General features: G+C 58.0%; 21 protein-coding genes. 8 read left to right on the plus strand and 13 right to left on the minus strand.

All coding sequences use genetic code 11. The features are described 5' to 3' along the window. Nucleotides 1–63 precede the first annotated feature (63 nt). The 6 genes from QWI16_RS11980 to QWI16_RS12005 all read right to left on the minus strand — a co-directional run bounded on the left by QWI16_RS11980 (nt 64) and on the right by QWI16_RS12005 (nt 6,842). Nucleotides 64–1,377, minus strand: a complete 1,314-nt coding sequence (locus QWI16_RS11980; protein WP_302713419.1) for a DUF3426 domain-containing protein — start codon at nt 1,375–1,377, stop codon at nt 64–66. A gap of 88 nt (nt 1,378–1,465) precedes the next feature. Next, complete coding sequence (prmA, locus tag QWI16_RS11985; protein ID WP_302713421.1) at nt 1,466–2,347, minus strand: 50S ribosomal protein L11 methyltransferase; 882 nt, start codon at nt 2,345–2,347, stop codon at nt 1,466–1,468. 42 nt (nt 2,348–2,389) lie between these two features. Continuing rightward, on the minus strand, nt 2,390–3,733 hold the full coding sequence (gene accC, locus QWI16_RS11990; protein WP_302713423.1) for an acetyl-CoA carboxylase biotin carboxylase subunit: 1,344 nt from the start codon (nt 3,731–3,733) through the stop codon (nt 2,390–2,392). A gap of 35 nt (nt 3,734–3,768) precedes the next feature. Next, on the minus strand, nt 3,769–4,227 hold the full coding sequence (accB, locus tag QWI16_RS11995; RefSeq protein ID WP_302713425.1) for an acetyl-CoA carboxylase biotin carboxyl carrier protein: 459 nt from the start codon (nt 4,225–4,227) through the stop codon (nt 3,769–3,771). 39 nt (nt 4,228–4,266) lie between these two features. Further along, entirely contained in the window at nt 4,267–4,707 is a 441-nt protein-coding gene (gene aroQ / locus QWI16_RS12000) for a type II 3-dehydroquinate dehydratase (RefSeq protein ID WP_302713427.1), read from the minus strand. Between the two features lie 335 nt (nt 4,708–5,042). Beyond that, nucleotides 5,043–6,842 (minus strand): protein-disulfide reductase DsbD family protein, encoded by a 1,800-nt coding sequence (locus tag QWI16_RS12005; RefSeq protein WP_302713428.1) that lies wholly within the window; start codon nt 6,840–6,842, stop codon nt 5,043–5,045. Nucleotides 6,843–7,060: 218 nt separating this feature from the next. Between QWI16_RS12005 and QWI16_RS12010 the strand changes: the two genes are divergently transcribed. The 6 genes from QWI16_RS12010 (at nt 7,061) to QWI16_RS12035 (ending at nt 13,518) form a co-directional block, all read left to right on the plus strand. Next, nucleotides 7,061–7,771 (plus strand): hypothetical protein, encoded by a 711-nt coding sequence (locus QWI16_RS12010; protein WP_302713429.1) that lies wholly within the window; start codon nt 7,061–7,063, stop codon nt 7,769–7,771. 10 nt (nt 7,772–7,781) lie between these two features. After that, nucleotides 7,782–8,243 (plus strand): copper chaperone PCu(A)C, encoded by a 462-nt coding sequence (locus tag QWI16_RS12015; RefSeq protein ID WP_302713431.1) that lies wholly within the window; start codon nt 7,782–7,784, stop codon nt 8,241–8,243. 14 nt (nt 8,244–8,257) lie between these two features. Beyond that, nucleotides 8,258–9,322 carry a DUF2333 family protein gene (locus tag QWI16_RS12020; protein ID WP_302713433.1) on the plus strand — a complete coding sequence of 355 codons (1,065 nt, stop codon included), beginning with the start codon at nt 8,258–8,260 and terminating at the stop codon, nt 9,320–9,322. Nucleotides 9,323–9,335: 13 nt separating this feature from the next. After that, nucleotides 9,336–11,699, plus strand: a complete 2,364-nt coding sequence (locus QWI16_RS12025) for a DNA polymerase II (protein WP_302713435.1) — start codon at nt 9,336–9,338, stop codon at nt 11,697–11,699. A 251-nt stretch (nt 11,700–11,950) separates the two neighbouring features. Further along, a complete protein-coding gene (locus QWI16_RS12030) occupies nt 11,951–12,352 on the plus strand; it encodes an SMI1/KNR4 family protein (protein ID WP_302713437.1) in 402 nt (133 codons plus the stop codon). A gap of 116 nt (nt 12,353–12,468) precedes the next feature. Then, nucleotides 12,469–13,518 (plus strand): SPM autocatalytic domain-containing protein, encoded by a 1,050-nt coding sequence (locus tag QWI16_RS12035; protein WP_302713439.1) that lies wholly within the window; start codon nt 12,469–12,471, stop codon nt 13,516–13,518. 44 nt (nt 13,519–13,562) lie between these two features. Here QWI16_RS12035 and QWI16_RS12040 read toward each other — a convergent pair whose 3' ends face one another. The 7 genes from QWI16_RS12040 to QWI16_RS12070 form a co-directional block, all read right to left on the minus strand. After that, the gene (locus QWI16_RS12040) at nt 13,563–15,689 is read right to left on the minus strand and encodes an FG-GAP repeat protein (protein WP_302713441.1); all 2,127 of its coding nucleotides are present in this window, start codon (nt 15,687–15,689) and stop codon (nt 13,563–13,565) included. Nucleotides 15,690–15,842: 153 nt separating this feature from the next. After that, on the minus strand, nt 15,843–17,729 hold the full coding sequence (locus tag QWI16_RS12045) for a hypothetical protein (RefSeq protein ID WP_302713442.1): 1,887 nt from the start codon (nt 17,727–17,729) through the stop codon (nt 15,843–15,845). Between the two features lie 128 nt (nt 17,730–17,857). Beyond that, nucleotides 17,858–18,424: a PA14 domain-containing protein gene (locus QWI16_RS12050; RefSeq protein ID WP_302713443.1), complete on the minus strand. Its 567-nt coding sequence runs from the start codon at nt 18,422–18,424 to the stop codon at nt 17,858–17,860. Then, nucleotides 18,424–19,929: a phospholipid carrier-dependent glycosyltransferase gene (locus QWI16_RS12055; protein WP_302713444.1), complete on the minus strand. Its 1,506-nt coding sequence runs from the start codon at nt 19,927–19,929 to the stop codon at nt 18,424–18,426. The genes QWI16_RS12050 and QWI16_RS12055 overlap by 1 nt, the downstream gene beginning before the upstream one ends. 147 nt (nt 19,930–20,076) lie before the next feature. Further along, nucleotides 20,077–21,240, minus strand: coding sequence for a glycerol-3-phosphate dehydrogenase/oxidase (locus QWI16_RS12060; protein ID WP_302713446.1), 1,164 nt, complete (start codon nt 21,238–21,240; stop codon nt 20,077–20,079). Nucleotides 21,241–21,249: 9 nt separating this feature from the next. Beyond that, nucleotides 21,250–21,693, minus strand: a complete 444-nt coding sequence (locus QWI16_RS12065; protein WP_302713448.1) for a DUF2214 family protein — start codon at nt 21,691–21,693, stop codon at nt 21,250–21,252. Between the two features lie 122 nt (nt 21,694–21,815). After that, nucleotides 21,816–22,142, minus strand: coding sequence for a DUF1820 family protein (locus QWI16_RS12070; RefSeq protein WP_302713450.1), 327 nt, complete (start codon nt 22,140–22,142; stop codon nt 21,816–21,818). A gap of 173 nt (nt 22,143–22,315) precedes the next feature. Here QWI16_RS12070 and miaB point away from each other — a divergent pair, with 173 nt between their 5' ends. Together miaB and QWI16_RS12080 are read left to right on the plus strand one after the other, a co-directional pair. Beyond that, the gene (gene miaB, locus QWI16_RS12075; RefSeq protein WP_302713452.1) at nt 22,316–23,677 is read left to right on the plus strand and encodes a tRNA (N6-isopentenyl adenosine(37)-C2)-methylthiotransferase MiaB; all 1,362 of its coding nucleotides are present in this window, start codon (nt 22,316–22,318) and stop codon (nt 23,675–23,677) included. Nucleotides 23,678–23,809: 132 nt separating this feature from the next. After that, on the plus strand, nt 23,810–24,841 hold the full coding sequence (locus QWI16_RS12080; RefSeq protein WP_302713454.1) for a PhoH family protein: 1,032 nt from the start codon (nt 23,810–23,812) through the stop codon (nt 24,839–24,841).

The raw sequence follows: 24,841 nt of genomic DNA on the forward strand, positions 1-24,841 counted from the left end.
TTTTAGCCGATTTTGGGCTTGACTTTGAGGGCAATAATTCCACCCAAAAGGCGGTTGTCGTCCCTAGCGAATGTCCAGTCGATAGTTGACGGCTTCCGGGCCCGGGTCCAGCAGCTCCAGTGACAAATGGATGGGTTGATTGCGTGGCATAATCTTGCTGCCGGATAGCTCGCCACGCAGATATTCCTTGGGGGTAAAGCGTCGCGAAGCCACGGGTTTGCCGTCGATGTCGGTAAAGGTCAGCTGCAGCTGGGGGTAGGCCTGGGTGAAGGCCGCGTTGTTGAGAATAATGGCGTCCACCATCAATGCACCCTGGGTCTCCGGGTGGTTGCGCACCACCAGATTAAAGGCGCGAATACGCGAGGGGTCGCTCATGGCCGGCAGTTGGCAGCCAAGCAGGTTGCAGGCCGTTTGATAGTAATCGCGGTACGGTTGGGTCCGGCTCAGGCGGTCGAACTGCAGCCAGGCAATTTGGCTGATCAACACTATCACCGCCAGCAGACTGAGTCCGCCCCATAACAAATGGCGCCGCCACCCGCCTGCGCCCGCCTCGGTCATTTCCACCGGCTCCGGATCAATGCCCATGAGCATTGCGCTGCGCTCTGTGTCGTAGGCTCTCAGCCGCTCGGTGTAGCTGGGTTGCTCGTCGTCATCGCCGCTCAGGTGAAAGCGCGGCTCGGGAGCGGTGATGCGTTGCTCCTCGTCGTGCGCCATTTCCGCCTCATCGATAGAGGCGTGGTCATCCATTGACGGGGCCGGGGGCAGCTCGTCATCCGGCTTGGCGCTGACGATGCTCAGCGGGTTGTCGTAGGCGGTAGGGCCTGTCTTAGCTGAGCTGACAGACGGTGTCTTGGGGTCAGTGTCTTCTTCCAGCAGACTCTCAGCCCAGGACTCGTCACTGTCGTCGACAAACTCTTCGCGCTGCTCTTTGATTTCCCGGTCAAACAGGGAGCGGCCCTGGGGCTTGGCGTCGATAAACAGGGCGTTATCGGCTTGCGGGCCCTCACTGGCGTCGCTGTCCATGTTGTCGCTGATTAGCGTGTCGTCGTCGATTTCGCTCTCGCGGTCGATTTGCGCCTGATCAAAGTGCAGTTTTTGCTTCGCCGCTTGCGGTGGTTTTACCGGTGGGCGCGCCTGGCGCGCTTCTTCTATAGCGAGACTCGCTTGCTGGGGTTTGGGTTGGGCTGGCTTGGGTTTGGCGGCTGTCTTGGACGGCGTTTTGGCGCCCGCAGGCTTGCCTTCGATCAGGTGCTTTTCCGCGTTGAATATGTGCAGGCAGGAACCACAGCGCACAGCGCCGCGCGCTTTTTGAATCTGCGCGGCGGTGATGCGAAAAGAGGTTCTGCACTGAGGGCAGCGAGTCACCATTTCAGCCATGGATCAGCCAGTCCTTGTTCGGCGCCCGAGGGCGCCCTATGTTGCCGAGTGTAGCGGTAAAGCGTCAGTCGGTAAATTTTGCGCCATTTTAACGGGTTTTGCGCCCTGTAAGCCGAACCCATTCGTCTTTTTGCGCAATCGGGTCAAAGTCAAAGTGCTCCGCGTAGGCGGCCATTACCGTTTGGGCTTGGCTGGCGAGTATGCCGGACAGACACAGGCGGCCGCCTGGCCGGGTGAGCTGCGTCAGCGTTGGTGCCAGCTCTGCCAGGGGGCCGGCGAGAATGTTCGCAAGTACCAGATCGGCGCTGGCGGTGGGCGCGTCCTTGGGCAGGTACACTGGCATGGCATCAGCCGGCAAGTGATTGCGCGCCGCATTGTCGGCGGTGGCCAGCAGAGCCTGAGGATCAATATCCACACCGATGACCCGCCGGGCGCCGAGTTTGAGCGCGGCAATGCCGAGAATGCCCGAGCCGCAGCCGTAGTCGATCAGCGTTTTGCTGTCCAGCTCCGCGCCAGCGAGCCATTCGAGACACAAAAAAGTGGTCGGGTGGGTGCCGGTGCCGAAGGCCAGCCCCGGATCGAGCAGGATGTTCACCTTGTCCGGCTCCGGTGGTTCGCACCAACTGGGGCAAATCCAGAGGTTTTCGGCGCAGCGAATAGGGTGATAGTTATTCATCCATTCGCGCTCCCAGTCTTTGTCCTCGAGCTGCTCCCAGCGATGCTCGGGCAGCGGGTCGGTCAGGTTCTGGGCAATTGCGGCAGTGGTGGCGTGGGTATCTATATCGGCCTCGTAAAGACCGGTGATTTTAACTTGGTCCCACAGCGGTGTTTCACCCAGCGCGGGCTCGAGTATGGGCTGATCGGCGTTGTCTTCCAGAGTAACGGAAACGGCGCCGCTGTCGAGCAGGGCGTCTTCGACGGTTGCGGCGTTGCGCCGGGAGGTGGTCAGTTTCAGTTGCAGCCAGGGCATAGTGTTGGCTCGAGCCGCCCGCACGCGGGCGGCTTGCGGGAGTTAACCGTCGAGCTTTTTCTCCAGATAGTGAATATTGACGCCGCCCTCGCGGAAGGCTGGGTCGCGCACCAGTCGCTGTTGCAGCGGAATATTGGTGCGAATGCCGTCGATAATGGTCTCTTCCAGCGCATTGCGCATACGGTTGAGCGCCTCCAGGCGGGTTTCGCCGTGGGTGATGATCTTGGCAATCATGGAGTCGTAGTTGGGCGGTACGGTGTAGCCGCTGTACAGGTGCGAGTCCACGCGCACGCCAAAACCGCCCGGCGGGTGATAGTTCTTGATGGTGCCCGGGCAGGGCATAAAGGTTTTTGGGTCTTCGGCGTTAATCCGGCATTCAAAGGCGTGGCCGCGAATGACAATGTCGTCCTGGGTGATCGACAGTTTCTCGCCCGCGCAGACCCGAATTTGTTCTTTGATGATGTCCACGCCGGTGACCATCTCGGTCACTGGATGCTCTACCTGAACCCGAGTGTTCATCTCGATAAAATAGAAGCGGCCGTCTTCGTACAAAAATTCAAAGGTACCCGCGCCCTTATATTTGATGTCAATGCAGGCCTGGACACAGGCTTGCGCAGTGGAGGCGCGCACATCTTCCGGGATTCCCGGTGCCGGCGCCTCTTCCAGAACTTTCTGATGGCGCCGCTGCAGCGAGCAGTCGCGATCCCCCAGATGAATGGCGTTGCCCTGGCCATCGGAAAGTACCTGAATCTCCACGTGACGCGGGTTTTGCAGAAACTTTTCCATGTAGACAGTATCGTCGCCAAACGCGCTTTTGGCTTCGCCCTGGGTGATGTGAATGGAGCTCATCAGCGAGGCTTCGGTGTGAACCACGCGCATACCCCGGCCACCGCCGCCAGCGGCGGCTTTAATGATGATGGGGTAGCCAATGCGCCGCGCGATTTCCTGGCACTTGTCGCGGTCTTCCGTCGGCAGCGGACCATCAGAACCGGGCACGGTCGGCACGCCGGCTTGTTTCATGGCAGCGATGGCCGAGACCTTATCGCCCATTAGGCGAATGACGTCAGGGTCCGGGCCGATAAAAACAAAACCGCTTTTTTGCACCTGTTCGGCAAAGTCGGCGTTTTCCGCCAGAAAGCCATAGCCCGGGTGCACGGCGACCGAATCGGTGACTTCCATGGCGCTGATGATCGCTGGAATGTTCAGGTAGCTCTTGGGCGACGGATTAGGGCCTATACAGACAGACTCGTCTGCCAGGCGTACGTGTTTCAAATCGCGATCCACTTGCGAGTGGACCGCGACGGTCTTGATGCCCATTTCCTTACAGGCACGTAGAATCCGCAGCGCAATTTCGCCGCGATTGGCAATCAGAATTTTCTCAAACATAAACCAACTCCTCGATATCTATCGGCACAGGGTGCTTAAACGATGGTTACCAGGGGTTGGTCAAATTCCACAGGTTCGCCGTCTTCTACCAAAATAGCCTCGATAACGCCGGCTTTGTCGGCTTCAATCTGGTTCATCATTTTCATGGCCTCGATGATGCAGATGACATCGCCGGCCTTAACATGCTTGCCCACTTCGACAAACGACGGAGAGCCGGGGCTGGGAGAGCGGTAAAAGGTGCCAACCATGGGTGAGGTGACAACATGGCCTGCCGGTGCTGCCGGCTCCGGCGCGCTGGCGGCTTCACTTGCGGGCGCCGGTGCCGGGGTGGGCGCTGGGGCCGGCGCGGGCGCATAGGCCTGCGGGGCGCTCATGGCGACGTGACCGGAGTTGCGGCTGATGCGCACGGACTCTTCGCCCTCTTTGATCTCCAGCTCGCCGATATCGGACTCTTCCAGAAGTTCTATCAGTTTTTTAATTTTACGAATATCCATCCTGCCCTCACTTTGTGGGTGACTATTTGTTTCAGGGGCTCAGCTTTTGCAGCGCGCCAAAGCGGCGGTCAGCGCGAGCTGGTAACCGTCGGCGCCGAGGCCGCAAATAACGCCCTCGGCAATATCGGAAAAATAAGAGGTGTGGCGAAACGGTTCGCGCTTGTACACATTGGATAAGTGCACTTCGATAAACGGAATGTCTACCGCCAGCAAAGCGTCGCGCAGCGCCACGCTGGTGTGGGTGAAGGCAGCCGGGTTGATGATAATAAAATCCACGCCCTCACCGCGTGCCTCGTGAATACGCTCTATCAGCTCGTACTCGGCATTGCTTTGCAGGCAAAGCAGGTGATGTTCCAGTTCTCGGCAGCGCTCGGTCAATTGGCGGTTGATGTCTTCGAGCCCGGTAGCGCCATATAGGCCGGGTTCGCGAGTGCCCAACAGGTTGAGGTTGGGACCGTGCAACACCAATATGCTCGCCATGCTAGTGTCCTTTTGCCTGTCGTTTCTGTGGGTGCCCTGCAGCGTTTGCCACACCTGAGCCCGGATCTATTGGCTGATCAGGGGACTCAGGCCGGGAGTTTGCCGCAAATTATCACGCCTGTCCATGTCAGCGATGGGTTTTTCTTAAAATCCTGAAAAATGCCTGCACGTTTGCGTCCGTTCGAATGATTTTTGTCGCACCTTCCAAATTGCCTGCCTAGTTTAAACAGCGTTTTCCGGCATTTTCCCTGCTATTTTTATGGGATTGTCTACACGATAGCAGAAAATGCAGAAAATTCCATGATATTGCTCCCATCGTCGGCAAAAAACAGGCTTTACGGTTTATAGCTCTGTTCAAAGGCCCGCAATAGGTGCTCTTTGCGCAGTAGTTGGGGCAAAATCTCCGCAGGCCCCTCTTTGCCGGGAGCGAACCAGAGGTACAGCGGGACACCGCTGCGGTTGTACTCATCCAGTAGCTGGGTAATGGCCGGGTCGCGGTTGGTCCAGTCGCCCTTCAGTGTGGCTACTTGGTAGCGATCAAATGCCTGTTCCACGGCATCGGTGTGCAGGGTAACGCGTTCGTTGGCCAAGCAGGTCAGGCACCAGTTGGCGGTGAGGTTGACCAGTACTCCGCGGCCGTCGGCGCGAAGCTCAGCCAGCCGCGAGGCGCTGTAGGCCTCCCAGCGGGAGAGTTCAGAATCGCGCTGCTCTAGGCTGGTGTAGGGCAGGGCCAGGGCCAGCACCACGCAAGCGCCCGCGGCAATGCTGACCAGAGCCTTGGCCACGCGTCCGGCCGGTTTATGGCTGGTGAGCCAGAGGGCAAAGGCGAACGCCAGCGCACCGAGCAGCAGGGCGATGACCGAGTCGCTGCCCGCCTGGCGGCCGAGTACCCATAGCAGCCAGATGGCGGTCAGGTACAAGGGGAAGGCCAGAGCCTGTTTGAGGCTGTCCATCCATGGCCCCGGCTTTGGCAGGTAGTGAATCAGGCGGGGGAAGTAACACAGCAACAGCAGTGGCAGGGCCATACCGAGCCCCAGAGCGGCAAACACGCTCAGAGATACGCCGGCAGGCTGGGTCAGGGCGAATCCGAGGGCCACACCCATAAAGGGCGCGGTGCACGGGCTCGCGACCACAGCGGCCAGCACGCCGGTAAAAAAGGAGCCCGAGAGCCCGTCGCGCTGAGTCAGCCCCTGGCCGACACCCATCCAGCCGGCGCTCAGATTAATGACGCCGGACAGTGCCAGCCCCATCAAGACAAACAGATACACCAAGGCGGCGACGAGTAGCGGCGATTGCAGCTGAAAACCCCAGCCAATGGCTTCGCCGCCAGCGCGTGCAATCAGGAGAATACTGGCAAAGGCGATAAAGCAGAGCACAATACCGGCGGTATAGGCCCAGCCGTGGCGGGCCAGGCGCGAGCGGTCGGCGCTGGCCAGGCTCATGACCTTGATGGAGAGCACCGGAAAGACGCAGGGCATAAGGTTGAGAATAACCCCGCCGATCAAGGCGAACAGCAGCGCTGTGGCCAGTTTCACGGCACTGGCGGTCGGCGCCGGCTTGGTGAGTCTCGGTTGCGATGTGAAGTCTTCAGCGTCAATGATTTCGGTGGTGCCCGCGGCCGGATCGATATAAAAATAGTCGTCGTGAGGCGGGTAGCACAGACCAGCATCGGCGCAGCCCTGTGATTGCACCTTGAGGGCAAAGGGCGCGCTCTTCTCGGCGAGCGCTACTGTCAGGGTGGCGCTGGTGTAATGGACCGCCATGTGTTTTTCAAAGTACTCGTCGTACTTCTCAATGCTCTCGGAAAAGTTTGGCGTCAGTATGCTGCCATCGGTGCGAGTCAGCTTGAACTGTTCCTGATAGAGGTAGTAGCCGGGTTCGATATCCCAATGAACGGTCAAAGTGCCATCTTTCAGCCAGCTGGAAACCAGATAGGCCTCGGTGACGGGAAGGAATTCCGGTTCCGCGCCTGTAGAGCTGCCCAGAGCTGGCTTTGCTGCCGGGGAGGCCGGTCCCGATGCGGGGGGCAGCAGCTGCAAACCGGCGTTTTCTTCGGCCAGGGCGTCGAGACCGGCGGTGAAGAGAGTAGTAAGCAGGCCGAGGGTGAGCAGGCATCTGAAGCAGTATCGGGTCATAGTCTCGTATCTGATGTTTTAGGATCGGCTATTTTGGCGTCCCCGGCGGCGCTTTACAAATGCTCTTGCCTGGGGGCGATGCCTGAGACTTCTGCCTCAGAGCGAAGTTCAGCGCGTTGCCCGCCAGTCCTCGCTCGCGATAGACTGAGCGATTAGTCGCTGTCGGCGGGACAGTCGGGCAATCATGACACGGGGGCAAGCTTGGTTTGGCACAGACAATGATTCGATGGGCGGTATTGAGTGTGTTGGTTATGCTGGGCGCCTGCAGCAATCAGCCTCCGGCGCCGGCCGAGGCAGGTGGGTCACAGGCTCAGGTTCAGGCGCAGCCGCCGCTGAGTAAAGCCGAGCGGCGAGAGCGTCAGATCGAGCACCTCCTCGATCGGGCCGAGCTGGCGCTGTCGCGAGACCGGTTACTGATGCCCGCCCACGACAATGCCTACGACCGCTATGCCTCGGTTCTGGTGCTTGAGCCTGGCAACGAGGCGGCCCGCCTGGGGCTGCAGGCGATTGTCCTGCGGTATCTGGACATGGCCCGCGATGCCGCTCAGCGCAGCCGCTTTGCCGAGGCGGAGACTTATCTTGATCGAGCCGCTGGGATCCTGCCGCAGGATGAGGGTGTGCAGAGCTTGATACAGCAGCAGCGCGAGGCCATTGCCCGACCGCAAGAGCGCCCTGCGGCTGACAATGTCACCCTGCTCGATGCCAGGGCACTCGGCAGCCGGTCGGACGGCATTAAAACCGAATTGGTACAGCTTGCCCGGCGCGCGAAGCAAACCGATCACATGGTGCTGATTGTGGCTGCCAGCGACGCTCAGGGCCGCTGGATTTACCAAACCATGCGCGAGGCGGTGAAGGGCTATCTCTTGCGCGGCGATATTCAGGTTGGTTCGCCGGCGAGAATTGAGTTTTTACCGCCACTGGAAGAATAGGAGAGTTCTTTTGCCTTTACGACTGACTGTTGTCATTGTCCTTGTGCTAGGTTCTTTACAAAGTCTGGCCCAGTCTCCCGCCGATGTACTGAGCAGTGATGCCTATGTGCGCCTGCCGGTGCCCGGGCAGAAAAATGCAGCCGCTTTTATGACGCTGCGCAACCGAGCAGAGAAAGACCGCGTCTTAACCTCGGTGAGCTGCAGCTGCGCCGCGAAAGCAGAGCTGCATTCGCACCGTAACGAGGGCGGTGTGATGAAGATGCGTCGCGAGGCATCGGTTAAGCTGCCTGCGGCGGGCTCGTTTGAGTTTGCGCCGGGTGGCTGGCACATTATGCTGCTCGATTTTAATCGTGCCCTGCGTACCGGAGACGCCGTGGACATCACCTTGTCGTTTGCCAATGGCGACACTCTGCAGGTGCCTGCTGTGACGAAGAGTGTTTTTGACAGCAGCGACCACCAGCACCATCACTGAAACGGAGGCGGACAATGGAACGGCTAAAGCAAACGTGGCATCGATTGACAGACCGGACAGCGCGCCCGCAGGCCGACGGCGGCGGCTCGTCCGGGCGCATCTCTTTTGCCTGGCTGGCGATTCCCTTGGCGCTTTTGCTCTTGTTTCTACTGGTGTTGGGGTGTTTCTGGAGCTACACGCCGGGGCTGTTTAACGTGCAGGCTCGGACCGAAAGCGTCCTCGCGCAGCGGGATAAAAAGCCCGTTACGGGCGCGGCGACAACGGTGAGCCTGATTGCTGTTGCCAGTACTTTGCTGGATAAGCCCGGCGGCTACCTGAGCAATGATGTAACGCCGCCCAGCTTGTGGTTGGACAACATGCCCAACTGGGAGTACGGGGTGATTATTCAGGTGCGCGATATGAGTAAAGCCATGCGCGAGGCTTTCAGTCGCTCTCAGTCCCAGTCGCTGGAAGACAAGGATCTGGCACTGGCCGAATCTCGCTTTAACTTCAATAACGACAGCTGGCTATTTCCGCCTACCGAGCGCCAGTATCGCGAGGGCATCAAAAGTCTGGACCTTTATCTCGACCGGCTGCTGGACCCCGCGCAGAAAAACGCTCAGTTTTTCGCAAGAGCCGACAACCTGCGCTACTGGTTGGCGACGGTGGAAACTCGTCTCGGCAATTTGTCGCAGCGCCTGAGCGCTAGTGTCGGGCAACAGCGTATCAATACGGATCTCGCGGGCGAAGCGGGAGCGGTGCAGGCAACGCCGACGCCGGGTGAAGACTTCGTCAAAACCCCCTGGCTGGAAATCGATGATATTTATTTTGAAGCCCGCGGCTCCGCTTGGGCTCTGATTCACTTTTTGCGGGGCGTCGAGCGTGATTTCGCCGACGTGCTGGAAAAGAAAAATGCCCTCGTGAGCTTGCGGCAAATCATCCGCGAGCTGGAGGCGACCCAGCACCGGATCTACAGTCCTATGATTCTAAACGGCAGCGGGTTTGGCGTGCTCGCCAATCACTCTCTGGTCATGGCGTCATACATTTCACGGGCCAACGCCGCTATTATCGATCTGCGCGAGCTTTTGGCCCAAGGGTAATGTGAGCAAAGGTGTGCGTGAAGGTTTTTTGCTGACGCGCGCCTGGCGCGATACTCCCCGAGGGCTGGAGCTGGATTTTTGGTGGGCGACGGCCTCGGGGCCTGTGCGCACGCGCCATACCCAGCAGGAAGCAATATTCTTTATTCCTGCCAAAAAAAGCGCCGAGGCCGAAACGATTTTGCGCGATCTCAGTGGTTGGCGCAGCCGCTTGTTACCCATGAAGACCCGCGAGGGCAAACCGGTAGCGGCTCTTTACTTTCAGCGATTGTCCCTCGCGCGCGAAGCGGAAAAGCGCCTGACCTCCCATACCATTCCCTGCTGGGAGGCCGATATTCGCCCCCCTGAGCGTTTTTTGATGGAGCGCTTTATCACCGCGGGGGCCCTGATAGACGACAGTGCCGGGCGTGCGGCGATGTCGATAGACCCTAAGCTGGCGCCAGCCGACTACCGCCCGACCCTGAAGCTCGCCTCGGTGGATATCGAAACCTCCATGGATGCCAAGCGGCTGTTTTCCATCGGCGTCTGGTCGGCCGAAACACGCTGTGTTTTTATGGTAGCCGACAAGCCTGGACGCCAACCACTTACAGATGAAGACGGTGCGGAGCTCATCTACTGCACCGACGAAAAGCAGTGCCTGCAATTGTTTTTGCAGTGGCTCCAGAGCGAGGACCCGGACGCCCTGATTGGCTGGAATCTGGTGCAGTTTGATCTCTGGGTGCTGACAAGTATCGCGGAAAGGCTACGCATGCCTCTGACGCTGGCGCGCGCTGGTGAGCGTATTCACTGGCGAGAAGAAAAAGGCGAGGGAGGGCGACGTTTTATCAGCGTCCCCGGGCGCGTGATGCTCGACGGCATAGAGCTGATTAAGGCGGCGAACTACCAGTTCGACAGCTACGCCCTGGATGCGGTGGCCGGCGAGCTACTGGGACAGGGCAAGTTACTGCATGGCGCCTCACGAGGAGAAGACATTGCCCGCCTGTTTTGCGACGATAAGCCGGCACTGGCCCGCTACAACCTCAAAGATTGCCAGCTGGTGTGGGATATTTTTGCCCAGCAGAAACTGCTGGATTTTGCCATTGTCCGCAGTCAACTCACGGGTCTGCTATTAGACCGGATCGGCGGCTCTGTAGCGGCTTTTGAATACAGTTACCTGCCCCGGCTGCACCGCGCCGGCTTTATCGCTCCCAATCTCGGCGAACTGCGCTCAGACATTGTCAGCCCCGGAGGCTATGTCATGGATTCTGTGCCGGGAATCTATGACCACGTTTTGGTATTGGATTTCAAAAGTCTATACCCGAGTATTATTCGTACTTTTTACATCGATCCCTGCGCTTTTTGGAGCGCTGGGCTGAGCCAGGGCTCGGGGCAGCGCTTTGTGCCCGGCTTTAACGGTGCAGAATTCGACCGAAAACAGGCCCTGCTTCCGGAGATGATCGAAAAGCTCTGGCAGGCGAGAGACAAAGCAAAGGTGGAGGGGGATCAGCCCCTGTCTTACGCGATTAAGATCATTATGAATTCCTTTTACGGGGTCTTGGGTTCCACAGGGTGTCGCTTTTTCGATCCCCGTATCGCCAGTTCCATTACCCTGCGTGGACATGAAATTATCCAGACCAGCAAACAGTGGATTGAGCAGCAGGGGTATCGCGTTATCTATGGCGATACAGACTCCCTGTTCGTCTGGCTGTGCGAGAACGACAGCAATCTCGAGACTCAGGCCGCTTATGACATTGGTCGCGAGCTCGCCCGGCAGTTGAATCATTGGTGGCGGGAGACGCTGGAGAAGAAATACAAAATCGATAGCGCACTGGAAATCGAATTTGAAACTCACTATCGCAAATTTTTAATGCCGACCGTGCGCGGCTCGGAGGAGGGCAGCAAAAAGCGCTACGCCGGTCTTGCGTCCAGACCGGACGGCGAGGAGCTCGTATTCAAGGGTTTGGAGTCTGTGCGCACGGATTGGACTCGTCTCGCTCGCGAGTTTCAAACCGAGCTCTATCGTCGGGTTTTTGCCGGTGAGAGTTACCGTCAATATATTCTAAACGCCGTGGAAGAGTTGGTGGCGGGATCCTGTGACGACAAACTGGTGTACCGCAAGCGGCTGCGGCGCAGGTTGGACGACTACGAGAAAAACATTCCTCCTCATGTCCAGGCGGCGCGTAAATGGCGGGATTGGTCGGGAGAGAGTTTGCGTCGTGGCGATTGGGTCAGTTATCTGATCACGGTGAATGGCCCCGAGCCTGCCGAGCAGGTGCGCAGCCCCATCGACTATGAACACTACCGCGAGCGGCAACTGGCACCGGTGGCCGACGGTATCCTGTATTTTGTCAATGACTCCTTGGCGGCGATTACCGATCAGCAAATGTCGTTGTTTGGTTGAGTGCAGTCACCTTGCCAGTTATTGACTTTTACAGAGCACCTTTGAAGGTGCTGCCTTGCCCAGACGCGTGGCGAAACAATCGCGGTTGCGAGTGTCTACTCAATTCTGGCTCAATTAGCATGCGGCACTGATATGCTGCCCACGACAAGGCGCTTGTCACTGGCGGGCCGAGGGGGTAGTCTAGCCGCTTTCTACTTTCTGAAGTGCGCCAATCTATCTATGCCAATGCTCGCCCTAATAGAGATGCACCCATGGACGATGTGATCGACGAGCTGCGAGACAGCAGCATTAGTGTACCCGTGCCGCTTGAGCTGCCGGATGAGGATACCCTGGTGGTGGTAGAGGAAGAGCTCTTGCTGCCGCTGCCGCGAGAGATGCGCGAATTCCTCCTCAGGGTCAGTGATGTGGTCTACGGCTCTATGGAGCCGGTAACAGCTGCCGATCCTTATGCTCACACCTATCTGCCCGAAGTGGCAGCGCTCGCCTGGTCTCAGGGGGTGCCCCGGCATCTGGTCCCTCTTTGCGAGATCAATGGCCATTATTATTGCGTTGAGCCCGAGGGCGAAGTGGTCTTCTGGCGCGATGGTGATTTGACCGACGAGCGCTGGCAGAGCGTCTGGCAGTGGGCGCAGGAAGTCTGGCTCGAAAGCTGACCGCACACTTAGACAGTTTTGGCGTAAGAATACTCTTTCATTAGCGCTTTTTAACCTTAACCTTCCCAGCCGAATAGCCGATAGCCCACAGGTAGAATTGCCTGTGAGGTTTTACGATGATTGTTGCCGATTCGCGCATCAGCTTTGCCGTTGCGCACCAAAAGCAAGAGACGACCCACACCTTCGAGCGCCTTGAGCTGCGCTTTTCTGAGCCGGGTGTGGCACCGCAGCGCAGGGTAATGCCAGACGCGCCCGAAACAGGCCCCGACCTGTCCCGCGCAGGGTCGCTGTTGCGCCTGGAGCGCCAGTCGCTGGATTTTACTGTGCCGCTCAGCTCGGACGATCAATTGCAAATCCTGCTGCTTAAAGAACTGTATTACCGCCTCACGGGCAGACGCTTGCGCCTTAATGCGCCGGAGTTTGACGCCGGCCCGGTAACCGCCACACTGGAGATGCCCATTGCGGTAGCCCCCAGTGCGGCTGAGGCCGGTGGCCAGGGGTTTGGCATGCTCTATGAACGCCACCAAGTGTACCGAGATAGCGAGTCCTTGAGCTTTCGGGCTGAAGGCGAGGTGACCACCGCCGATGGGCGGGTGTTGGATATCGCAGCTGCTCTGAATATGAGCCGCGAGTACATAGAGCGCACGTCTTTCAGCGTTCGGGCGGGCGATGCCGCACTCATTGACCCGCTGGTGATCAATTTTGATGGTCGCGGTGCGCGCCTGAGCGATGAGCGCTTCGAGTTTGATTTGGATGCCAACGGCGAGGCGGAGCAGATCGCCGCGCTCGCCCCAGGCAGTGGCTACCTCGCCCTCGATCGCGATGGCGACGGTCGTATTGCCAATGGCAAGGAGCTGTTTGGCCCCCAAAGTGGCAATGGCTTTACCGAGTTGGCCGAGTTTGACGAAGATGGCAATGGCTTTATTGACGAGGCCGATGCTATCTACCGCCAGTTGCGCATTTGGCGGCGCTTTGAGGATGGTTCACAGCAGTTGATCGCTCTGGGGGACGCGGGCGTCGGCGCCATCTATCTGGGCCATGTGAGTAGCCCCTTCACGCTCAAGGGGGCGGGTAATGAGACTTTGGGGGAGGTTGCCTCCAGCAGCGTTTACTTGCGCGAAGACGGCACCACCGGTCTGGTGCAACAGGTCAATCTCGCTGTCTAGCGCAGCCGGGGCTGATCTTTCTCGATCAGCCCCGCTTTACGTCATTAGTAGAGCAGTGCGGCACCTGCGGCGGGCGCTGAATTGTCGGCGGAGTCGCCTGCGAGAATTTTGCCGCTACCGGCTTCGCGGTGAGCCGATACGGCCAGGATGTCACCATCGCCGGATAGACTGACGGCGCGGCCGAAACGGTCGTTTTCATCGGCGGCTTTGCCCTTGATGTAACGGCTCTGGCTCCAGCTGTCGTTAACCTTTTCAAACAGATACACAGCGCCGGAGCGGGTTGCGCTGTTATCGCTCTGGTTGCCGTCCACACCGATGGCGCTGCTGTCCTCAAAGTAGGCGCTGACCGCCAGGGTATTGCCGTCGGCTGTGAGGTCAAGGGCATAGCCAAACTGATCGTTGACTTCGGGATTGCTCGCCTTGAAGTAAGTGGTCTGTTGCCAGTTACCCAATGAACGCTCGAACAGAAAGGCAGCGCCGGAAAAGCGCGCCGAGGCGGGTCGCTGTTCGCCCTCGGCCACTTCCGCCAGCTCGGCGTAGTCTTCGGGGTCGCCATTAACGCCGGTCGCCATGCTGCCTTCGCCGTAGGCGCCCACCGCCAGGGTATTGCCATCGCTCGACAGCGCCAGTGCCTGACCAAAATAGACGGTCTCAAAGGCGAACGAGGGCTTTAGATACGCTTCCTGGGCCCAGGTCTGGTCGGTTAGCCGGAAAACATAAGCCGCGCCTATGGCACCGTTGAAGACGCCGTCGTAGTAAGAGCTGCGTCCGGGTGTCAGTTGATTGTCGGGTATTTCGCCGTCTACGCCGGTGGCCATAAGATCTTCGCCGATAGCGCCTACCACCAAGGTGTCACCGCTGTGAGAGAGGGCGACGCTGGAGCCAAACAAATCTCCGTTACGAGGAGTTTGCGCTTTCACGTAGGCATCTTGAGACCAGCCGTCGGCTTTGCGCGAAAAAACATAAACGGCGCCGGAGTTCGAGCCTGTTTGTACGTTCAGGCTCTCGTCGCCGTTGATGCCGCCATCATCGCTGTCCTCGCCGACAGCGCCGACCGCCAGGGTGTTGCCATCGCCCGACAGCGCCAGCGAGTAGCCGAATCGATCTCCCGCTGTGTCGGTGTCCGGGTCTTCGCTGCTGGAGCTCGAGCTGGAACTGCTGCTCGACGATGAGCTGCTGCTGGAAGACGAGCTGCTTTCCTCTTCCGGGGTATTTGAGGCCTTGACGTAGGCCGTCTGAGTCCAGCTGCCCTCGCTGCGCTCAAACAAGTAAACGGCGCCGGCGTCACTGGCGGCATTATTGTCTTCCTCGCCGTTCACGCCGCGGGCGTTGCTGTCTTCGCGCAGGGCGCTCACCGCGAGAACATTGCCGTCATCCGACAGGTCGAGGGCATAGCCAAATCGATCCTGGGTGATGTAGTAATCGATGTCTTCGCCATCGCTGTTTTCCGCGGTACGTTTTTGTTCGGTGTTCGAGGCTTTGATGTAGGCTTGACGCTCCCAGCCAGCGTCTGAGCGATAATAGACATAGACGGCGCCGGTGGCAAAGTTGGTGTTGTCCTCTTCGTCGCCATTGATACCGCGTGCCAGAGAGTCTTCCTGGGTGGCACTGACGGCGAGTGTTTTGCCGTCGCTTGAGACCGCCAGATCCCAGCCAAACCAGTCTTGCTCTTCAGTGTTGAAAGCCTTGAGGTAACCTATGGCATCGACCATGGCATCCAGGGCGAGGGTTTCATTGGAGTTGCTGCAGTCATTGGCGCTGACGCAGGCCTCCACCATATAGCGGGCCTCGCTCCAGTCGGTCTTGTGCACGCTCACTTCATCCAAGGCTTCTGGTGCGGTGAGATCGCCGCCGATCTGGGTATAGCCGCTGCTGCCGTCGGGGTCCTTGTAGAGGCGGTAGAAACTCGCGCCCTCAACCGCATCCCAGTAAATGCGCAGGGTTTTCGGTGCACTGCTTTCAACATTCAGGTCGGGCCAGGCGGCGTTGCCGCCAGCGCTGCTGCTACTGCTCGAGACGGATGATGCGCTGCTGCTGGAGGAGCTGACCGAGCTGCTGGAGGCGGAGGAGTCGCCGTCATCATCGCTGCCGCAGCCGGCCAGGGTGAGGGCGGCAATCAGGCCGGTAACCAGGTTCAGTCGCTTAAAGGTAGGGTGAAACGGGTCTCTCATGCAGCAGCTTCCTGAATTATGGTGTGAGCCGGGGATTCTGTCCGCCCCGGCCGGGTGTGTCAACGCCTAGAGCGGCAAAGGCCGCCATCAGGCAGCCTAAGACCGTGAAATCTTCAGAGAATTCCCGTGGGCCTCGCCCGCGGGCTGGGCGGGCTAGTAGAGGTAGACAGCGCCAGTGGCATCGCCGGTGTCATCGGCTTGGTCACCGTTCACACCCGTGGCTCGGCTGTCTTCACCAGTGGCAGCCACCGCCAGGGTGGCGCCGTCGGCTGATAAGGTCAGAGAACGGCCGAAGGTGTCATTGGCGTCGGTGTTGCTTGCCTTGACATAATTGCCCAATGTCCAGGCTTCTCCGGTGAGGTTGCGGTATACGTAGGCGCCGCCAGCCGCCGGGTCGCTGCCATTACTCCAAAGCTCGGAGATGCCCCGGGCTTCAGAGTCGTCCCGTGGAACCCCTACGGCCAGAATCTTGCCCTCGGCATCCAGGCTAATGCTAAAACCAAAAAGGTCATTTTCATCGGCGTGCTGCGCTTTTATGAAGCTGGTCTGCGCCCAGTTGGATCCATCGAAACTGAACAAGTAGGCAGCGCCTGAGTCCTGCTCTGTTTCTTGTTCATTGGTGAAGTCGAGATTATCCAGTTGGCTCTGTGCTGTAACGCCTGTGTGAAGGCTGTCTTCATAGGGGGCTCCCACGGCCAAGGTATTTCCATCGGCTGAGAGGGCGAGGCTGTACCCAAATTCGTCATCAATATCGGGATTGGACGATTTGATGTAGTCGGTGTGCTCCCATACCCCCTGATCTTTGCGCAGAATAAAGACGGCCCCGGAGTTTTTTCCGCGGTAGTCGTCCATGCTGCCATTGATGCCCGAAGTGATAGAGCCGTCACCTGGAGCCCCAATGGCCAAGGTGTTGCCATCGTTGGATACGCCAAGGCCATACCCAAATCGCGAAGGAGCCCTCTCGTAACACTCATTGTTTCCGGGGCGAGGGTCAAAGCAGAATCTCTCCGGCTGCGAGGGTATGGCTGGCTTTATGTAATGAGTTTGTGCCCATTCTCCATTGGCGTTTTCAAAGGCGTAAACAGCCCCGGCCTGTGGAATGCTGTTGTCGTCTTGATTACCATTAATACCCGCGTCATTGCTGGCTTCAAAGGGAGCGCTGACAAGGGCTGTATTCCCGTCTGGCGTCAATATCGCCCGAATACCAAAGTAATCGTCTGTATCAGCGTTCGAAGCTTTGAAATAAGTAGTTTCTTGCCACTGACCGTTGATGCTTTCGTACAAAAAAGCAGCGCCAGAATTTAATCTGCCTTTGCTGCGATCAGGTTCATTGATTGTTCTGCCGCCGCCATCTTCTTGAGGAGCGCTGATAAGAAGCTTAGTGCCATCTGCCGATAGTGACACTGAGTAGCCAAAGTAATCGCGCGCGCTGTCCTCCGCCGCTGGATTTTTAAACTGATGCCTGAGCACCCAGTCGCCATCTTCGCGTGCGTATAGATAGACGGTACCTGAGTCATCGGCAAGAAAGTCACTTTCGGAAAGATCATATCGTGGTGAGCCAACAGCAAGCGTGGATCCGTTTTCTGAAAGGGCGAGACTAAACCCGTAAGCGGCGTCGTTATCTGCCGACGCCGCTTTAAAATAACCAATCGCATCCAAGACAGCATCTTCAATAAACAGATCGCCACTGGGCGTGCAGCCGGCGCTGTTGCAAGCCTCTACTACAAATCGTCCGTCCTCCCAATCCGTCAAGTGGGCGGCGAGCGATACCTGATATTCGGTGCCGGAAAGAGCGCCGCTGATGTCGTCGAGGCCAGAGCTGCCGTCCGGATCGTGATAAACGCGGTAGGAGTCCGCGCCGGCGACCGGATCCCAGGATAGGGTAAGGCTCTTGGTGGAAACCTCGGTGGTGACGCTAGCGGCCCCGGGCTTTTGAGCGGAGGCGCCATTGTCGTCATCGTCACTGCCGCAACCGGCGAGTGATGTGGCGAGAAGACCGCCGAGCAACCAGCTCCCCAGTTTGAAAGTGCTATTTGCCATTATCGTGCTCCGTAACCAATCTGTGTTACGGTAAACTTAACAGAGTGGTGGAGAAAATGATGTGGGGAATTTGTTAAAAATGTTTATTCCTTGCACAGCTCCGAACCCTGCCTGAGCTGTGCAAGGGTTTAAGGTTTGCCGCTGACAGGCAGGTACTCTATGCCGGCGATGGCGTCGCCCCAAAACACCGGTTTGTCCCCGCTATCTCGGCCGGCCTCAAGGGTCAGGCCGGCATTGCCATAACCTTGAAAGTAGCTGAGGCTCAATTGATACTCTCCTTCCTCGAGGGTCTGGTAACAGGACTGCTTGCGAAAAGGACGGTCTTTGACGTGTTGGCACAGCAGCTTGCCGTCGATGCTCAGGCGGAAACCGTCGTCGCTTCCCACCATAAACCGGTAGCGTGCTTTTTCGGCAACGCGAAAGCGGGTTTCGATATCGGCAAAAAAATGTTCCGACCAGCCCAGCGGGCCGAGCACCGAATGACCGAAGCGATTGTTGTGGTTGAGTTCCACCTTGTCGATCATCAGGGTTCTGGTTTCAGTGATGTTGCGCGCCTGGGTGATGGCTGTAATGTTCTCAGCGTTTTTGCTGAGCGTCATCTCCAGAATTTCATCCACGGAGGGCGGAATCAAACGAATGACAACGAGCACGGCAAAGCCGATCAGCAAGAGTGAGAGCAGCGAGTTCTTGGTCATTAGCGCACCAGCTCCAGTTTCCAGAATTCAAACCAGTTGCGCATGGCAAACTGGGCTTCGGTCAGCTCCCAGCTGTAGGTAAAGGGGGCGAAGACGAAAAAAACACCGGTCACGAGCGCTACAAAGCCCGCCAGGTTGGCATAGGTGTGCCGCGAGCCTTTCTCGAACTCCTCGTAAAACAAGTATTGAAAGATCAGAGCTAAATTGAGGCAGCCGAAAACCAGTGGCACTAAATAGTGGTACAGGTACATGACCCGCTCAATTTGCAAGATCGCAAGCATGTAGCTGAAGTACAGAACCGTAAAAGCCAGTATCCAGTAGAACAGGGCGTTGTTCTTGACCGGTTGTTGATAGACGTAGCGACTGATGATCAAGCCGCTGGAAAGGATGATGCCCGCGAGCACGGAAAACCACACCGCCGGATTGGCCACCAGATTGTGGTAGCGCACATAGGTGGTGCCGTCCGTTGTTTGTTTTGACCAGCGATAGTTAATGGTTTTGGTTCCCAGCGGCCAGCCCAGCGCGTAGCTGCCGTTTTCGCCGTCTTTGCAGACATCGAGTCGGGGGACACCGTCAGCGTACTTGGACATGTAGCGGCTGTTGTCCTGAAGCCCGGTCCAAAAAGTGGCTGGTGACCAGCTCTGGCCATTGTTAATCTGCTCGCGGTACTCCGGGCTGGCATCGTAGTCTTTATGCGTCGGCATCTCGCCACCAAGGCCAATATGCAAATAAAATATGCTGAGAAAAACCGCAATGAGAGGAAGAACTCCTGCCGGGACGGTGCTCAGCAAACGCTTTAACAGCGTTGCTATGCGCAGCCCCCTGATGGCCTGCCACTGGTCCGCACCGTAGAGCATGACAAACAGCAACAGCAACACCGCCCCGTTAACCTTGACGGAGATCGCCAAGCCTATCCACACGCCAAGCAGCGCATAGTCTGGAAGTCGAATAGTACGGTCTTTCTGGAAGTGGCTCGTGATCACACGCACGCACTGATAGATTGCGCCCAGAATAAAAAACAGCTGTATGCCCTCGAGCATGGCGGAGCGCGCGTGTATCACCAGCGCGTTATCAAAGATGAGTAAAAAACTAAAAGCAAACGCCAGGTGGCTGTTGTTGCTGACGCGTCGTACGATGCCGTAAAAGAACAGTACCGCGAGTACCATCAGCAGCGCAGAGGGCAAGCGGAAAGCGAAGTAATCAATGCCGCCCTCAGGAAGATGATTGTCGCGCAGGTAATCGGTTTCGGAAAACTTTGATTTGTCTTTGTCACTGTTCAGGCCGAGAGCCGCTTCGCTGCCTGCCATAAGCAGTTTTCCGAGCGGTGGGTGAGGCTCCATGTACATGACGCTGTCGATGTACTTTTGCGCTGAGGCGATGTGATAGTTCTCATCCCAGAACAGGGCGTTTGGATGGCCAATGCCGACGGTGTAGACACTCAAAGAGCACACCAGCAAAAGGCCGATGTAGACTTTGTGCAAATGTTTGATGACGAACTCGCGCATGGGGTTTCAGTCGCTGTTGTTATTCATGCGCGAAGATCATACCCGATTGCTACAGTCTTGCCCAATGCCCAGGATCTATCCAGGTGGACTATAAGCGGGCGTCACTCCGCATCCAGATGCTCGCTGCACTTTTGTAAGCTCTGATTATCAGGGACTGAGCGGCAGCTGCGCGGTGTCGGCGATTCCCCGGGCCGCAGGGAGTGAAGGGTAAACTCGTTCTATCACCTGGCGCGCCGTGGCTCGGTAAGTGGTGAGTTTACCGCCCATAACAGTCAGCACCCGCGGGGTGGTCTGATTGTCGGCGATCATCATCACCTCGCGACTGCGACCAAAGGCTGCTGCATTACTGTGGGGCAGTACGCGCAAGCCGGCAAAAGTCTCGGCGCTGGAGGGCAGTATATGAAGCTGCGGGAAGTAGTGCTTCAGCACATTAATCAGGTAGTGCATTTCCTGGGGGTGGCACTCAGCCGCCTCCGGCGCGCCTGTGTGCGGCGTCTCGGTGGTGCCCACAAGCAGCTGCCCCCGCCAGGGCAGGGCAAAGACCGCCCGGCCATCGGTTGGCGACTCAAGGTAGTAGTGATGCTGTAGCAAAGGGGGCAGCAGCAGATGGCTGCCCTGCACCAAATCGATGCCGGGCAGCTCGGGAGCCGGGTCAATCAGGCCGTTGACCTGCGCCGCCCAAGGGCCAGCGCAGTTGATCAGCACCCGGGTGCGAAGATGGTGGTGTTGGCTACTTTTGACATACTCCAGGTCACAGCCAAAGGCGTGGCGTGCAGCGCTTGTCAGCCGCGCTCCGGTTTGGAGCTCGGCACCGAGTGAGCAGGCAGAGGCGACCACGGCGCGCGTCAACTGGCGATCGTCCGTCTGGGCCTCGTAGTAGCGGAAAACGCCTCTGAGCCCCTGAGTGTTGATGCCATCAAGAGCCTCCCACTGCGAGGGCTTAAGCTGAGTAAAGCGGGTGCTAGGGTCCCAGCCCGAGAGCAGGCGGTATAGGCTCAGTCCCGCAAAAATAGTGGCGCGTGAGCGCGAGCTGCTCTCGTAGACGGGAATGTGCAGCGGTGCGAGCTTGACCAAACCGGGAGCCAGCTTCAGGAGCAGCTCGCGTTCGTGGAGTGATTCGCGCACCAGCGAAAGCTGCGCCGATTCCAGATAGCGCAGGCCACCGTGAATGAGCTTGCTGGATTTACTCGAGGTGGCATGGCCGACCTCTCCCGCTTCCAGCAACAGCACTTTATAGCCGGCCGCAGCCCCGGCTTGGGCGACTCCGGCACCGGTAATACCGGCACCAATGACGGTGAGATCGTAGTCCACAGCTGGCTCCTAGAGGGGGTAGCGCACCATGAGTGCGGCGAGAAGAGGGATCAGCAGCACACCGGCCAGTTGCATCCGTTGCAGGTGCGCGATTGCACCGGGCAGCGACACCGTTGCGCTCGGCCCGGCGCTGTTCGCCTCGCGGCGGGCTCTGACAAACCTCACAGTGGGCCAGGCAGAGAGCAAGCCGGTGAGTACAAAGACGCCGACTTTGGCATGAAAGAAACCGTTGGCCAGATAAAATTCAGCTGGGGTGCCGACCGCGAAGACTTTCAGCAGTCCTGTCATCAGCACCACGAGAGCGCTCGCCCCGTAAAGACCATCGATCCGTGCCAAGCGGATAACCTCAGCTGGGCTCAATTGGCGTGAAAACAGTAAGTGCTGAGCGAGCAGAGCGGCGAACAGGGTCATGAAGCCGATATAGTGAAGGTAACTGACAATGGTTTCGAGCACGGCAAGCTCCCTTGGCTCAGTGCGTATATACCAAGGATGCTAAAAGATTGTACTGCGGGAGTAAATGCCAGCTCTGATCCGGCCTATCGCCAAAGCGGCCGAGCGCCAGTGGCGGCTCCGGGTTAAGAGTCGCCCGGCATCATACCGCCGTAGGGAAAGGGGGTGACCTTGTCGCCTTTGAATTCGCTGACCTTGGCAGAGCCCTCTTTCTCGACCTCGTCGATACGTACAATCGCGTGCATGGGCACGTAGGAGCGCTTGACCCCGGCAAACTCATTCTTGAGCTTTTCCTCGCCCGGATCGACCACGACCTGGCTGCGCTCGCCAAAGACGAACTCTTCGATTTCGATGAACCCGTACATCTCGCTCTGGTAGATGGCTCGGGCGAATACCTCAAAGATCTGTCCTTGATTGTGGAAGATGACTTTGTAGATAGGTTTGCCGGTCATAGATCCTCTGCGAAAGGGGCTGGAAAAGGGCGCGAAGAATAGCATATCCAGCTGGCTATGGAAGATTCTTGCACAAAAAACAGTCGATTTTTGTGGTTGGAGTATGGGATTTGAGCGGTGAGATGGCTATAATGCGCGGCCTTGAATTTCCGTCCCACAGCAGGTCCTGTTTTATGTCCGCGACCGAAACACCGGTGAAAAAGCTCTACATCAAGACCCACGGCTGCCAGATGAACGAGTACGATTCGTCGCGCATGCGTGATCTTCTGGGCGAATCCCACCAAATGGTGGCGACCGAGGACCCCGAGGAGGCAGATGTGGTGTTGATCAATACCTGCTCGATCCGCGAAAAGGCCCAGGACAAGCTCTTTCATCAGCTCGGCCGTTGGAAGCAGCTGAAGGAGAAAAAGCCGGGCATGATCATTGGCGTGGGCGGCTGTGTCGCCAGCCAGGAGGGGGCCGCCATTGCCGAGCGCGCGCCCTACGTGGACTTGATCTTCGGCCCGCAGACACTGCATCGCCTGCCTGAAATGATCGAACAGCCACGGGAAAACGGCGCCGTGGTGGTGGATATCAGTTTTCCTGAAATCGAGAAATTTGACCGTCTGCCGCAGCCGGACGCCGACGGTGTCAGCGCCTTTGTCTCCATCATGGAAGGCTGCTCGAAGTACTGCACTTTCTGCGTGGTGCCCTACACCCGCGGTGAAGAGGTCAGTCGGCCGGTGGCAGACGTGATGGCTGAGGTGGTGCACCTGGCGGGTCAGGGCGTGCGCGAGATCAACCTTTTGGGACAGAACGTCAATGCCTACCGCGGCGAGTCGGACAGCGGCATTGTCGACCTAGCGGAGTTGATCACCTTTGTCGCCGCCGTTGACGGTATCGATCGCATTCGCTTCACCACTTCTCACCCGGTGGAGTTTTCGGACGCGCTTATCGATGTCTACGCCGAGGTGCCCGAGCTGGTCAGCCATCTGCATCTGCCCGTGCAAAGCGGCTCGGATCGCATTTTGATGGCCATGAAGCGCGGGCATACGGCTCTGGAGTATAAATCCAAGATGCGACGTATCCGCAAGTTGCGCCCGGATATAAGCTTTTCCTCGGACTTTATCGTCGGTTTTCCCGGAGAGACGGATGCCGACTTTGAAAAGACCATGGACCTGATCGCCGATATTGGATTCGATACCTCCTTTAGCTTTATCTACAGCCCGCGTCCGGGAACTCCGGCCTCGGATCTGGCCGACGACACCCCGATGGCTGTGAAAAAGCAACGGCTCCAAATCCTGCAGGCGCGTATCACCCAGCAGGCCCAACAGATCAGTCGCCGCATGGTTGGCAAGACCGAGCGGGTACTGGTAACCGGCTACAGCAAAAAAGACCCGGGGCAGTTATCCGGCCGCACGGAAAACAACCGGGTGGTGAATTTTCGCGCAGACAATCCGGCGCTGATTGGCCGCTTTGCGGACATCCGTATTGACGAGGCCCTGCCCAATTCGCTGTTGGGCACGCTCATCGGTTCAGAGCTGGATGAGATGTAACACTTACCCTATAACCTGAGGTTTCATGCTGGCTATTGGTAATAATCAATTGACCGGTTGACAGGCTTCCCCCTTCGGGAGGAATGGTTTAGGCTTTCACTGACATATCGCAATAAGAGTACTGATTCGTCCTTGAATAAACACGTCGTCCCCGATGCCTCACAGGTCACCTGTGAGCTTACCCTGGAACCCAATGACAATCGTCGCCTCGCCAGCCTCTGCGGTCAGTTTGACCAGCACTTGCGCCAGATTGAGCAGCGCCTGAACATTGAAATTAGCAACCGCGGCAACCAATTTTCCCTGGTGGGTCAGCCGCAATCGGCAACAACCGCCGCCCAGGTATTGCGCGAGCTCTACCGGGAGACCGATACCACCGAACTGACGCCCGACGAAATCCATCTGGCGTTGCAAAGTGCAGGAATTGAACAGCTGATGCAGGATAACTCCGAGGCCCAAAGCGATGACGCGCCCGTGCCCGCCGGAACCGTATTGATTCGCACCAAAAAGTGCACGATCAAGCCCCGCGGTCTTAACCAGCTGCGCTACGTGCGCGCGGTGCAGACCAATGATATCAATTTTGGCGTGGGTCCCGCCGGGACCGGTAAAACCTATTTGGCGGTCGCCTGTGCGGTCGAAGCCCTGTTGCGCGACGACGTCGAGCGAATTTTGCTGGTGCGCCCGGCGGTAGAGGCCGGTGAAAAGCTGGGTTTCCTACCGGGGGATCTGGCTCAGAAAGTGGACCCCTACCTGCGACCTCTGTACGACGCGCTCTTTGAAATGCTCGGGTTTGAAACCGTGGGCAAGCTGCTTGAGCGCAATGTGATCGAAGTGGCGCCCCTGGCCTACATGCGTGGGCGCACTCTGAACAACTCTTTTGTCATTCTCGATGAGAGCCAGAACACCACCTGCGAGCAGATGAAAATGTTCCTGACCCGGATTGGCTTTGGCTCCACAGCGGTCATCACCGGGGATCCGACGCAGATCGACTTGCCACGCGGGCAGAAGTCCGGTCTCAGGCATGTGGTGGATGTGCTGGATAACGTCGAGGGCATCAGCTTCACTCACTTTGGTGCCAAAGACGTCGTTCGTCACCCGCTGGTGCAGCGAATCGTCGAAGCTTACGACGCCTACGAAGCCAAAAACCCCGACGGGCGGGAGCGCTGA

The organism is Gilvimarinus algae, from assembly GCF_030518215.1.
GTDB lineage: Bacteria > Pseudomonadota > Gammaproteobacteria > Pseudomonadales > Cellvibrionaceae > Gilvimarinus > Gilvimarinus algae.